This window comes from Butyricimonas sp. Marseille-P2440 (assembly GCF_900091675.1).
In the GTDB taxonomy this organism is placed as follows: Bacteria; Bacteroidota; Bacteroidia; order Bacteroidales; family Marinifilaceae; genus Butyricimonas; species Butyricimonas synergistica.
The window spans coordinates 169,284-183,448 of record NZ_LT594607.1 but is presented as its reverse complement, the minus strand read 5'-3'; the positions used below and the strand labels follow the sequence as shown (position 1 = coordinate 183,448).

The following is a 14,165-nucleotide window of genomic DNA, read 5'->3' as shown; positions in this document are numbered from 1 at the left end:
CTATGAAAAAAAAGCGAATGTATGCATGCCTTCGAGGAAGGTGCGTGTTAAAAATTTGTAAGATTATGAGATTGAGTATCTATTTGTTGTTACTAACGATGTTTGTTGCGAATGCCAATGGGTTTTCTCAGAATACTAAAGTAACCTTGGATTTGAAACAGCGTTCGATGTTGGAGATTATTCAAGAGTTACGTAAGACTTTTGATTATCGTTTTTTGTATAGAGGGGAGGATCTGGAAAAGTGTGGAAAGCGGGATTTGAAGGTGAAAGACGCAGGGGTGAAAGAAGTAATGGATCAATTGTTGCATGGTACGGGTTTGACCTGGAGATTGGAAGATGGTGTCGTGTTGATAAAGACATTGCAAACAAAGACTGAAGAACCGGAGAAGAAAACGATTCGGTTGAAGGGATTCGTGCATGACACGAAGAAGCAACCTTTGCCGGGAGTGACGGTGAAAGTGTCCGGTCTTGCGCTGGGTACCTCGACGAACGAGGATGGGTGGTTTGCTTTGGAGTTGCCGATGCTAACAGGGACATTGGAATTTTCTTTTATCGGTTTTAAAAGAGAAACGGTTGATTTCTTCGAGAGAACGGCGAAAGATACGCTTCGGATTACCATGAAAGAAGATAGCCAGGAATTGGAGGAAACGGTGGTCGTGGCGTTCGGTACACAGAAAAAAGAGAGCGTGGTGTCGGCAATCACGACGGTACGCCCGATGGATTTGAAATCTTCAAATAGTGACTTGACTTCAAGTTTTGCCGGTAAAATTGCCGGAATGATCGGTTGGCAAACCGGTGGGCTTCCAGCGGCGTTGACAGAGGAAGAGATGAATACCAAGTTTTACATTCGTGGTATCACGTCTTTCCAAACGGGGGCAAATATAGACCCGTTGATTCTGTTGGATGGGGTGGAATCTTCCAAGTTGGATTTGGCGCGTATTGCCCCGGAGGATATCGAATCTTTCAGCGTGATGAAGGATGCTTCTGCCACGGCCATGTATGGCGCCCGTGGCGCAAATGGGGTTATTTTGGTGACCACGAAAAAAGGACAGGAGGGAAGCGTGTATGCCACGGCCCGTTACGAGGCGGTATTTTCGATGCCGACCAAAGAACTGGATGTCGTGGATCCTATTAATTATATGAAGATGTATAATCAAGCTTTGCTTGCCCGCGATCCGTTAGCGACCCCGAAATATAGCGTGGAACGAATAAACCGTACTGCCTCTGGGAAATATCCGTCTTGGGTATACCCGTCTAACGATTGGTATAAGATCATGTTTAAGGATTATAATACGAACCATCATTTAGGCGTGAATATTCGCGGTGGTGGTAAAGTGATTCAATATTATGCTTCTGTGAATTACAATCGTGATATGGGTATGTTGAAAACGGATAAGTTGAATGATTTTGATTGTAATATCACGAATAATCAAACTTCGTTCCGGGCTAATTTAAATATAGATTTGAAGGCTGGTATAAAATTGGTGATCAATTCATCCACAACGATAGATAAGTATCATGGCCCGTTAGAGAGTGTGACACAAGCCTATTCGTTGGCGTTTAACGCATCTCCCGTGGATTTTGCCCCGCTTTATCCTGGGGACGATACTTACAATTGGCCTCATCTTCGTTTCGGGGCAACAGAGTCATCCAGTCAAATAAATCCTTATATGCAATTGCATCGGGGATATTTGGAAAGGACTCGTTATTCTACCACCAACAGGGCGGAGTATATTCATAATCTTGGCAGTATCGTGAAGGGGCTGGAAGCGAGGGCAAGTGTGTCGGTGACGCAGTCCGGTTATTACACGACAGGTTTTAGGACGATGCCTGCTAAATATTCATTGCTTAATTACGATTTTGAAACGGGGAAGCATACGCTACAGAATTTATCAACAACGGATTACCGGGCTTTAATGATTGATCCAGATGCAAGGGTTTCGACGACCAATACGCGAGTGACGTATGAAGCTCGTTTGTTGCACACTGCTGCTTGGAAAGAGCATCAGACTTCGTTAACGGCAGTTTTTCAAGCTTCGGAATACACGTATACGCCGATAGAAAAAGTGTTGGACGGGATGCCTCAGCGTAATTTGACGTTTTCGATGCGTGGCAGTTACGGGTTCAAGGATCGTTATTTCGTTGAAGGCAGTTTCGGGTATAACGGATCGGAACGTTTTGCCAAGGATAACCAAATGGGTTTTTTCCCCGCGGGAGGAATTGCATGGGTTGTAACGAGCGAGCCGTTTATGGCATCGACTTCTAAATGGTTGGATTTTTTGAAGTTCAGGGCATCTTACGGGCAGGTCGGTAATGATGGTATCGTGTCCTCACCTCGTTTTGTTTATTTGCCCAATATCGTGGGACAAATGGGATACAAGGATCCGGAATCCGGTACGGGTAGTGGCCAGTTGGTGGCGAGAAAAGTTTTGTATTATGCTAATGAGAAAATTAAATGGGAAATTGCGGAACAAGTAAATTTGGGTATTGAAACGAAGTTGTTCAAAGGTCTTGTGGAGTTTACATTAGATGCTTATCAGGAGATTCGGCATAATATTATCGGATATCGTACGAATGTACCGGCGAATATGGGTATAGAGTTTTCCCAATTGGATAATATCGGTAAATCCCGTTCGCGGGGGATTGATTTTTCGGGAAAGATACAACATGCTTTCAGTCCTGATTTTTGGATAATTTTGAATGGAACGTTAACGTATAACAAAGTGGTATATAAAGCTATCGAAGAAGCCAGAGACAAACCTGCCTGGCAAAGGAAGGTCGGAAAAGAGATTTCCCAAGCGATAGGGTATATTGCGGAAGGGGTATTTCAAGATCAGGCGGAGATTGATAATTCACCCAAACAGAGTGGTGATGTGATGCCTGGGGATATTCGCTATCGGGATATAAACGGGGATGGATATATTGATGTGAATGATGCCACGTTTATAGGCTTTCCGGAAACTCCCCGGTTAATATATGGATTCCAGGGATTTATCAATTATAAGAATTTTGAGTTTAGTTTTGCGTTTCAAGGTTCCGGTAAACGCTCGTTTTTCATGAACCCGGAAAAATTGTCCCCGTTTGTCGATGACCATGCCATGTTGACAGCGATTTATAAAGACCATTGGTCGGAAGATAATATGGTTAAAAAGCCATTTTGGCCTCGTTTGTCGACTTATAATTTGATACAGCATAATCCGGAGGAAAATTGGTATAATCGTAAAGCGTCAGAAGTGCGCAAGAGTACTTATTTTATGCGGGAATGCCGGTTTTTGCGTTGTACTTCGCTGGAATTGGCGTACAATATGCCGCGGAAACTGATGGAACGTTGGAAATTGCAGAATATGAAATTTTTTGTGCGTGCCAATAATCCGTTTTTGATTTCCAATTTCAAAATATGGGATGTAGAGTTGGGTGAAAATGGTTTTAATTATCCGATTCAAAAGACCTACACGGTCGGCTTGAATTTTAGTTTCTAATTTTAATGCTATGATTATTATGAAACATTTTAGTTCGTTATTATTGATATTAACCCTGCTTTTCCCCGGGTGTAATTACTTGGATGTCGTTCCTGATAATGATATAGAAACGATTGAAACTATTTTTGAAAAACGGGATCAAGCGGAAAATTGGTTTAAGTTTTGCCATACTTTTTTGATGCCTTACACCGCTTCTATTATTTCTGACCCGTCGTATACCGGAGCGGATGAGGTGGTCGCAGGAAATTTTCTTCGGCAGCAATTCTCGTATGCTTGGGCGGGTTTTTACATCGGGGACGGTTTGCAGATGACGGCGGATCCTTACGGGAATATTTGGCGAAAGGATGCGGCTTATAACGCGATTCGTTATTGCAATACTTTTTTGGAGAAAATAGGCGATGTGTATAATATGGAAGAGCAGGAAAAAGTGTTGTGGGCGGCAGAGATAAAAGCGCTTAAAGCTCATTATTATTTCGAATTGCTCCGTCGTTACGGTCCTATTATTTTGGTGCCGGAGAATATAGCTACAAATGCAGGTATTAGCGAGATGAAACAGCCTCGCAAGCCGTTTGATATTTGTGTTGAAGCGATTGTTTCTTTGTTGGATGAAGCGATGAAAGATTTGCCCCCGATGAACCAAAAATCGGTAAGCCGTTGGGCGTATCACAGTTTGGAGTCGGCGGCAGCACTTAAAGCGATGACGTTGTTTTACGCGGCATCCCCTTTGTTCAACGGGAATCCGGCTTTCGCGAATTTCACGAGTAAGACGGGGGAAAATTTTTTCAACCAAACTCCAGACCGGGAAAGATGGAAACGGGCGGCAGAGGCTATCGATACGGCTTTGATGCTTTGTTTGGAAAACGGCAAGACACTTGTATCAAGTAGAACGGAGAGTGAGGCTGAAGATACCCGGGATTTACGTACGATCATGTCGGATATTGAGGAGTCGTCTTTAGCAAGAAATTTTGAAAGTAGTGAAGCCATTTTTATGATTCAGTATGAAGACCGTTCCTTGACCTCTTGGACAAGATGGACTCGTCCTTATTTCAGAAGTGGTACAACGGATTATAATGAGGATCTTCTTGGGTGTATTGCTCCAAGTATTAAAATGGTCGAGATGTATTACACGGAACACGGATTGCCTATAAATGAAGACCGTGAATGGGATTATACTTCCCGGTATCAAATCGGAAAAGAGACGGATACAAAATATAAAAATGTCGTTTTGCTTGATGCGGATAGTGTGTTACGCCTGCATCTTCGCCGGGAACCTCGTTTTTACGCGCATATTGCGGCAGACCGTTGTTATTTTCAGAGAGGGAATTCGATAGATGAGAAGAATGATCTTGTGAGAGCTTACCAAGGTGAGCGTTTCGGTACATTGTACACGCAAATATCTAATTCGCAACCTCAGAATTTGACGGGGTATTATATGAAAAAAGGCTCTCGTTCCACTCAAAGCAATGTAGATTATAAAAATACATTCTCGAATGAAGAGGCTTGCGTGTTGATTCGTTTGGCAGACTTGTATTTGATGAAAGCGGAAGCTTGGAACGAGTATCTGGATGTGCCCGATAAGGAACACGTGTACGACCCGTTAAATGCCGTGCGTGAGAGAGCCGGGATTCCTGACGTGGAGTACGCATGGCAAAATTATTCCACCAACCCGGGAAAGGTAAGGACAAAGGAAGGAATGCGGCAGATTATTCGGCAGGAGTGGAACGTGGAGTTTGCTTTTGAAGGCAGGCGTTTCTGGAATTTGCGGCGTTGGTTGATGGCAGCCGAGGAGTTGAACTCGGATCTTTACGGTTGGCTTGTTACCGGGAAGACCCCGAGACAATTCTATAATAATTTCGATGGACCTGTGGTCGTGTGGTCCAAGAGGCAATTTATCTCTCCGAGAGATTATCTTTTCCCGATACGTAGCGAGGAGATTCTTATTTCGGGTTGCGAACAGAATCCCAATTGGTAAACGTGTAAAAATAAAGAAATATGAAAAAGTTAATATATATATTGTTGGCTCTTTGGGCGTTTTACGGTTGTCAAGATGATGACTCTTATTTTGAAATCTCGATGCCGGCTGAAAATTTGTCTTTTACTCCTATCCCGGGGGGATCTGTTATGCATTACAAGTTACCTTCCGACGGGGATATCCTTTATATTCGCGTGCGTTACAAAGATGCTTTCGGCAAGTCGATGATTTGCTCCGGGAGTTATGCTTGCGATTCTTTGGTTTTATTGGGTTTTAATGAAGCGCAAAAGGGCGTGCCTGCCCAAGTTACACTTTGTAATAATGACGATTTAGAGTCGGAACCCGTGGAAGTGACCTTTGACACGAGAGATTCCGGACCCGTATCGTTTTTTGATCATTTGGAAGTTTATCCTGTTTGGGGGAGTATTCGCCTTGACTATAATATTACAGAGGAGTCAAAAGGGATGGCGCACGTGTTTTATGTCGGGGAAGATCCCCTGAGTAAGCAACCGGATACGTTGTTGATCAATAGTTTTGTTTTGGCTAAAGGGGAAGGTTCTTTACAAATAACTCCACAGCAAGTTCGTCCTTCTTATGATGTGGTCGTGCGTACGGAAGATTTTCGGGGATATATGGTGAAAGAGAAAATTTGGTCGAATGTCGAACCTTTGAAAATAGAAAAATTGGATCCTGCTGATTTCGATTTTCATGATCCTAAGAATCTTTCTTATGAAGATCCCGAGTACAAGTTAGGTAAATCGTATTTGTTTGATGGTGATTTGAAAGGGGAAGCGTGCTTCGGTTGGGACGGGTTTGATAATTTCTGTACTTATTTATCTAAAGCGAATTGCCTTGGCAAGCCATTATTTATTATTGATATGAAGGAACAGAAGCTTCCCGCTGAATTTAGGCTTTATGCCATGTTGTTCGTGAGATATTCTTTCCCTTTTGGGCCTAATGATTACTATGACACGCCAAAATACGGGGAAATATGGACGAGTTGTTATGCATCTAAATTGCCAAGTAGTGTAACCGTGTATGGTTCTAACGATATGAATGATGATGCTTCGTGGGAAGAAATAGTGAATTTTGAGCAAGACCGGAAGGTTGATAATGAAAAGAGATGGTGTAAACGTTGCAATGATGGGGATGCTCAGTATGAAATACTAAGTTGGGATGCCCTTTCTTTTGCAGAACCGTGCTACATGAGATTGAGTTGTCCGGCTACCGGGAATAAATACCGTTACTTGAAATTCGTGGTGAACGAAGTGTTTTTTAACCCGAGAGGGTATGAAAATCCCATGGCAGGTTCGAATTATAACAAACATGTGACTATTCATGAATTGGAAATTTATACAGCAAAATAAGGTCGTGTTATGAAATTGAAAAGATATTTATGTTTTTTTGCTTCCCTGTTCATTTTGGGGGGATGTGAAAGTTTGGAAGATACGTATAAAGACTATGCCGGAGAAGGGACGATTCGTTACTTGGGAAAATGTGACAACTTGTCTGTTACCCCCGGTTGGCAACGATTGATTGTAACGTGGACGAACCATGTTGATCCGGCAATAGATAAAATCAAGGTGAGTTGGACTTTGGAGGGGGTCACGAGAGATTCCTTGTTGGAAAAAGGATCCACGGAGTGTAATATACGGAATTTGGAGAATGCGACGTATGAGGTTGCCGTGCGTAGCGTGGATAAGGACGGGAATTGTTCGTTGCCTGTTTTGGATTCTAAACGTCCTTATACGCTTGAGCACGAGAGCATACTTTCTTTCACGCGCATGTTTAATAAGTATTTCTACGTGAAGAATCGTTTGGCAATTGTTTTTAGTGAATGGCAGAGTGATGTTGAAACCGCCAGTTTGAATTATTACTCGGGAGGAGCACGTAAGGTCGTGGAATTAGATAGCGTATTTGTTACTGATAATAAATACTATTTGGTTCCGGATGAGATAGATCCGGGGACGAAAGTGACGATAGACCGTAGCGGGAGATTAAGCGGATGTTCGGATTTGATCGTTTTTAATCCTTACGAATTGGCACGTGATTATCACGTTTATACACCCGAATTTAAAAAAGTATTGCGGGAAAAATACGGACAGTCGGAAATCACGGAAGCGTTCGTGAATGCCCAAACGGAATTGGAAATTGATTATGATATAGATTCGTTTGAGGATATCTTGAATTTCCCGAATTTGAGAACATTGTTTTTGGGCAAAAATCGTTATTTGGCTGAAAAGGATTTGAGCGAGAATAAAGATGCAAGTAAAGTTACTGATTGGGATATCAGTGCGTTCGCTTTAGATGTTGCTTGTAAGATAAATAACTTGAACGTGAAGCATTATAACGATCATTATTTCCCGGCGGGAGAATTTTCTTTTGTGGAAGATATGCCTAATCCAACGCTCCCTGGCGACTTGTCTTTCTTCAGTAGTGAAAATTGGAGATATTCTTGTTCGAATGAAGAATACGGGTTGGGATTTGAGGTTATATTTAATGAAAATTCCACAAGTGGATGGCAACCGGCACGACATTCCAATGCTTATACTTACGAGATGGTTGTGGATATGCAAAAGGATCAATTTATGAATGGTGTGTTGGTTACCCAAAAATCGTCTGTCGTTTCGGCATACAGGAAATGTATAGCCAAGATGATTCAGATTAAAGTGTCTGAAAATGGTGAAACTTGGAAAGATGCGACTCATGTAATCGAGAATACTTTGGGAAATACGGTTGGGGAAAGTACGCTCATAACATTTCCAACTCCCTTGCACGGCCGTTATTTGAAATTTGTTGTTAGAGACCAGGTGTATTTGGGTAATTATCATACCGTATCCCTGGGTAAAATACGGGTGTTTTAGTTGAGATTGGAGAATAGTAAATAAACGAGTATAATTGGTCCCGGGAAATTTCCTCCCGGGACTGGTTATTTTATGAAATTACATGTTATGTCCATTATTTGTGACAAATATCACATTTTTCTTCGATAACTTGTGCAAAGTTATTTCGTCCTGATAGGTATTTATTGAAAACAAATTATCTTTGTTTCGAATTTCAAGTGTAAATAGTTCGTGGGCATATGAATGCATTGGAGTTTATTGAGGGGGTCAATAAGAAAAATGATAGAGCTTTGAAAAAGCTCTACGATCATTACTATACTTCATTATGCGGTTATGTCGAAAAATTATTGAACGATAGTGGAATTGCAGAAGATATTGTTCAGGAGTGTTTGATTAAGGTGTGGAATACTGGCGTGACTTTTTCTGACATGAAAGCGTTGTCCGCTTGGCTTTACAAGAGTGTCTACCATGCAGCCGTGAGTGTTTTGAGGGAACGGGTATCTTTGGAACGTTTGCAAGATGGAAGTCGGTTACTTGAGGATGAGGAGGAAGCGGCCCAGGCTTTGGCTTTGCGCGAGGAAGTGATTACTTATTTTTACGAAATACTCAATCAGTTGCCGGGGCAGCAACGGGATATTTTATTATTTACTTTGCAAGGACATAAAGTGCAAGATATTGCCTCGATGCTTTCCGTGAGTGAAAATTCGGTGAAAACTCAAAAAAAACGGGCTTACCAGTATATCCGAGAACATTTTGATGCCAATAAGTTACATTTCTTGTTGACGATGATTTTTCCTAAAAATCAATTTTCTTGAAAATCTTGTCACCCGTTTTTTCAATTTTTGCGTTTATATGTGAATTTAAAATCTAAACCATGGATTGGAAAGACATAGATGATCTTGCCCGGCGGACGGTGGTGAATATGGCGAATCGGCTTTCAAGGGAGGACGAGGGGCAAGAGCGAGAAAATGAAGATAGGATTGTTCGGGAGTTGACTACTCCCCGTGTGTTCGAGGAGGAGATTCGGAGGCGTGGCAAGTACGACGGGAATAAGGCTTTCCGCCAGGTTCTGGCGAAAAAGCGGAGGCGTGTGATTGGACGGGTATGTGCCGTGGCGTGTAGCTTGTTGCTCGTGATGTGTGGTGTGTGGTTGTTTTTGGGGGAATCACGACAGGTGGCAGAGCAAACACTTATTGTTTACGGGGTTCGTGGAAATCAACAGGTGATCCTGCAATTGAGCGGGGGAGAGCGTGTGGCTTTGGGCGGAAAGGACACCATGCGGTTGCAGGAGAAGGATAAGGCGATTGAAGTGAAAGGAGGCGTGATCGCTTACACGCCGGAAGAAGCGGAAACCTCTGGTAAGCGGGAAGATTTGTACAACACCTTGTTTGTGCCCCGGGGAGGTGAGTTCCGGGTAGAGTTGTCCGATGGCTCCGTCGTGCACTTGAATGCCGATAGCGAGTTGAGATATCCTTTGGCTTTTGCGGGAGATGAACGGAGGGTTTATTTGAAAGGGGAAGCGTGGTTCGAGGTTGCCAAGAATGAAGAGATTCCATTTTACGTGGTGGCGGATAGTGTCCAGGTGCGGGTGTATGGCACCTCGTTTAACGTGAATACCCACGGGATGAAAACCGTGCAGACCGTGCTGGTGGAAGGAAGCATCGGGATGCAGTCGTTGGCGTCTTCCCGGGAGGTACGGGTACAACCGGGGCAGTTGGCAGAATATAACCGGGCGGACAGGGAGATTCGCGTGCGGGAAGTCGATGTACGTCAATACACGGCTTGGCGAGAAGGAGTGTTCTATTTCAATGACAAGACGTTGGAGGACATCATGGGTGAATTGTCCCGTTGGTATGACATGGAGGTGGTTTACGTTTCCGACCGGGGAAAAGAGTTACATTTCTCGGGTTTCCTGAAACGTTACGAGGATGTGCGTAAGATTTTAGCCACGGTGACGGAATCTACCGGGATAAAATTTGATATAGTAAAAAATAGAATCATTGTAAATTAAGAAAGGAAGGTGTAGCAGCACCTTCCGATTGATCATAATTCATCGCAACCGGTATTGCGTCAACAAGGACCTGTTGCTATTATAAACTATTTAATAACAAAAGTATGCAAAAAAAACGAGAAGACCATCGAGTCGGAAGATTTCGTTGGCGAAAATTTGAACGTGTTATGAAATTGTGTCTTATTTTAATTTGTGTTTTTTCGTTTGGGCTTTCGGCGACGACGGTTGCGCAGCAAGAACGTGTTAGCCTGAATTTAGAAAACGTGACGTTAAAAACGGTGTTGGATAAGATTCAGGAGCAGACAGACTTGAATTTTATGGTCAACCGGGAACAAGCGGAGATATTAGGCTTGGTATCCGTGAACGTGAAAAATGAAACGGTGAAAAACGTTTTGGACCGGGTGTTGGAAAACTCGCAGTTGACGTACACTTTTATGGATAAAATCATCGTGATAAAAGTACGGCAAACGGAGCCGGAGAAGAAATCTGTGCGGGTGAAAGGATTTGTGCATGATGCTCAAAAGTCGCCGATGCCGGGAGTAACGGTAAAGGTAACGGGAGTGGCTTTGGGAACGACAACCAACGTTCAAGGGTGGTTCGCTTTGGATCTGCCGATAACGGAAGGTTCCTTGGAATTCTCGTTTATCGGTTTCAAGAAGCAGACAGTGCCTTTCAACGTGAAAACGGATACGCTGCATATTGTCATGGAAGAAGATTTGGAAGAATTGGAAGAGGTGGTGTCCCTTGGGTATTTCAACCAGGATAAGCGGACGTCGACCAGTGCGATTACTTCCTTGAAAATGGACGATATTATGCAGCCGGGAGTTGCCACGTTGGACCAGATGTTGGAAGGTCGGGTGCCGGGGATGATTTTTATGCAAAACTCGGGGCAGGTAGGTGCAACCCCGAAGATCAAAATCCGGGGAACGACTACTTTGTTGGGGTCCACGCAACCGCTTTACGTGTTGGACGGGGTGATTCTGGATGACCCGGTAAATATTGATGCGGCAGACATCAATAGCTTGGACTACGTGAACTTGTTGGGAAATGCCATTTCTGGTTTGAACCCGAGCGATATTGACCAGATCGACGTGTTGAAGGACGCTTCCGCCACGGCGATTTACGGTCCGAAGGCATCCAACGGGGTGATCGTGATTACCACGAAAAAGGGTAAGGTAGGAAAACCCTCTATTTCATATAGTTTGACAGGAACTTTCCGCCAACGTCCCCGTTACACGGATAGGGCGGTGAATGTGATGAACTCCATGGAGCGTATCGCTTATTCCCGGGAAGCCATACAAGCCGGGTGGCGTGTTCCGACACTGAAGGCGTGGGTCGGTTACGAGTCTGCTTATTCTGATCTGCTTAACAATAAAATCAGTCACGAGGAGTTCGTGGAGCGTGTGGACGAAATGGAAACGGCAAACACGGATTGGTTGGGAATATTGTTGCAGGATACCTACTCGCACAATCACACGGTGAGCGTTTCCGGAGGAACGGAAAATTTGCGTTATTATTCATCCGTGGGATATATGGATGACCGTGGGAATACTCGGGGGGAGGTGAGCAAACGTTACTCGGCGATGGCCAACTTGAATCTGAATTACGCGAAGTGGGATTTCCGTTTCGGTTTGAACGGGAATTTGCAAAAGAAAGAGTACACGCCGGACAATGACCAAGGGAGTGTTGCCAATTACGCTTACACCACTTCCCGAAGCGTACCCGCATACACGAAGGACGGTGAACTGCTGTACTATGATGTAAACCCCAGTGGATATTACGTTTCTGATTTCAATATGATTAACGAGATGAAAAATTCATGGAAGCATATTGACACGGACCAAATCGGGTTGCAGATCTCTTTAGGGTATCGTTTTATTCCTTCGTTGAAATTCGACGTGAATTTTTCGTACAACGTTTCTCACACGGATGAGGATGTCTGGTTCGGGGAAAATTCGTATTATGCCATTTCCAGAAGGAATATTTATAAAAGGGCCATCAATGACTATGTCCCTGGTGACCAGAACAAAGCTACGGCGACGCTCGTGAACGGGGGCGAGTTGCGGTTATCGAATACGACGAACGAGAGTTACAACCTTCGCGGGACGCTTTCTTTCAATAAAGCGTTGAATGAAGACCAGTCCTTGAATGCCTCCTTGATTGGAGAGGTTCGGTCGTCAAAGTATTCGGGATTCAAGATCACGAAAAGAAATTACCTCCCGGACCGGGGTATGATTTTTGACGATTGGGATCAAAAGCTTTACGAGGATTTTACCGAGTGGTCGCATTCGCCTGAAGCCCGCGGAGCTTTGATTGATAATCTGACCCGCCAAGTGAGTACGATTGCTTCCGTTTCTTGGTCATGGAGAAACACCTATATCCTGAACGGTAACATGCGTATGGACTGGTCTAACAAGTTCGGGGACCGGAGTAACGAGAAGTTTTTGCCGATCTGGTCGCTTTCCGGTCGTTGGAATATGCACGATAATTTGCTTTACGGGGTGAGTTGGGTGAACACGTTTGCCTTGAAACTCTCTTTCGGGTACCAGGGGAATATGTCTAACACGGAGTCGCCTCGGTTGATTATCAAAAAGGGAGGTACGAACATCTTTTTCGATGAATTCGAATCGGAGATTGTCAATTTCCCAAATCCCGTGTTGAGCTGGGAAAAGACCGCCACGTTTAACGGTAGCGTGGAGTTTGCCTTGTTCAATCGTAAATTGACGGGTAACGTGGGTTATTATTATCGCCGTACGACGGATGCTTTCATGGAGAAGACGGTGGCTTATTTCAACGGGACAAAAAGTTACACGGTGAATGCCGGAATACTCGTGAACCAGGGATTCGAGTTTAATTTCTCGTTTACCCCGATTAATAACATGATCAATAAGGCAAGCTCGGCGTTATCGGCATCGGGTGAACGTCGGGGATTCCGCTGGCGGTTTGACCCGAATTTCGGGTCTGTGTTCAACCAGTTGGTGGATAAGATCAAGCCGAAAGACCGGAAGGTGCAGGATAATGATATTTCGATTTCCCAGTACTTGAACGGTGAAGTTCCCGTGTCCGGACGTCCGGTGAATACCTTCTATAGCTACCGCTTTAAAGGTTTGAATCATGATACGGGTGCTCCTGAATTTTACGGGGTAGATGACAGTTCGCCTGTCCAGAAAAAGGACGAGAAGGGAAATCTTGTGTACGACGAGGGAGGAAACCCCGTGATGTTGCAGTGGAGTGAGGTATATAAAGATATGGACAAGGAGGATGTGTGGTTGACCTACGTGCTGGGACGTTCCGGTTGCCGGGAACCTTTCTTGCAGGGAAGTATCTCGAACACGTTCGAGTATAACAATTGGGTGTTGGCGTTCAACTTTGCGTACAGTATCGGTTCCAAGATCCGGTTGTTCAAGATGTACAACGATAACGGGTCTATCCCGCGCCCGGAGGTGAATATGCGCCGGGACTGGACGAATCGCTGGCGGGTGCCGGGTGACGAGAAATACACGAATATCCCGGGTATTGTCGGTGGTGCAACGTATGAACACATGAATATCGGTTGGTGGAAGAATAATGCTTATGATTGGAATCAGAACTATTGGCAGATGTATGATAATTCCGATGTACGCCTGGCATCGGGGAATTATTTGAAGCTCTCCAGCGTGCAGTTGCGCTACGTGGTACCGGAGCGGATTTGCAAGTATCTTTATATGCAATCGGCATACGTGTCTGTCAGCGGTACGAATCTTTTCACGTTATGTAGCAAGAAATTGAAAGGACAGGATCCTTCGCAATCGGGGACGACATCATTAATAAATATTTCGGTTCGTCCGACTTATTCGCTAACTTTAAATGTAACTTTCTAA

General features: G+C 44.1%; 7 protein-coding genes. All 7 read left to right on the top strand.

The features are described from left to right. Positions 1–65: 65 nt before the first annotated feature. The 7 genes from BN8899_RS02220 (at position 66) to BN8899_RS02190 (ending at position 14,165) form a co-directional block, all read left to right on the top strand. On the top strand, positions 66–3,479 hold the full coding sequence (locus BN8899_RS02220; RefSeq protein WP_231932243.1) for a TonB-dependent receptor: 3,414 nt from the start codon (positions 66–68) through the stop codon (positions 3,477–3,479). 19 nt (positions 3,480–3,498) lie between these two features. Continuing rightward, positions 3,499–5,451, top strand: coding sequence for a RagB/SusD family nutrient uptake outer membrane protein (locus BN8899_RS02215; RefSeq protein ID WP_065218318.1), 1,953 nt, complete (start codon positions 3,499–3,501; stop codon positions 5,449–5,451). A gap of 20 nt (positions 5,452–5,471) precedes the next feature. Continuing rightward, the gene (locus BN8899_RS02210) at positions 5,472–6,818 is read left to right on the top strand and encodes a DUF4959 domain-containing protein (RefSeq protein WP_018338521.1); all 1,347 of its coding nucleotides are present in this window, start codon (positions 5,472–5,474) and stop codon (positions 6,816–6,818) included. Positions 6,819–6,827: 9 nt separating this feature from the next. Then, a complete protein-coding gene (locus BN8899_RS02205) occupies positions 6,828–8,315 on the top strand; it encodes a DUF4998 domain-containing protein (RefSeq protein ID WP_065218137.1) in 1,488 nt (495 codons plus the stop codon). A gap of 218 nt (positions 8,316–8,533) precedes the next feature. Beyond that, positions 8,534–9,109: an RNA polymerase sigma factor gene (locus BN8899_RS02200; protein ID WP_065218136.1), complete on the top strand. Its 576-nt coding sequence runs from the start codon at positions 8,534–8,536 to the stop codon at positions 9,107–9,109. Positions 9,110–9,168: 59 nt separating this feature from the next. Next, entirely contained in the window at positions 9,169–10,305 is a 1,137-nt protein-coding gene (locus tag BN8899_RS02195) for a FecR family protein (RefSeq protein ID WP_065218135.1), read from the top strand. 167 nt (positions 10,306–10,472) lie between these two features. Further along, complete coding sequence (locus tag BN8899_RS02190; RefSeq protein WP_187376727.1) at positions 10,473–14,165, top strand: SusC/RagA family TonB-linked outer membrane protein; 3,693 nt, start codon at positions 10,473–10,475, stop codon at positions 14,163–14,165.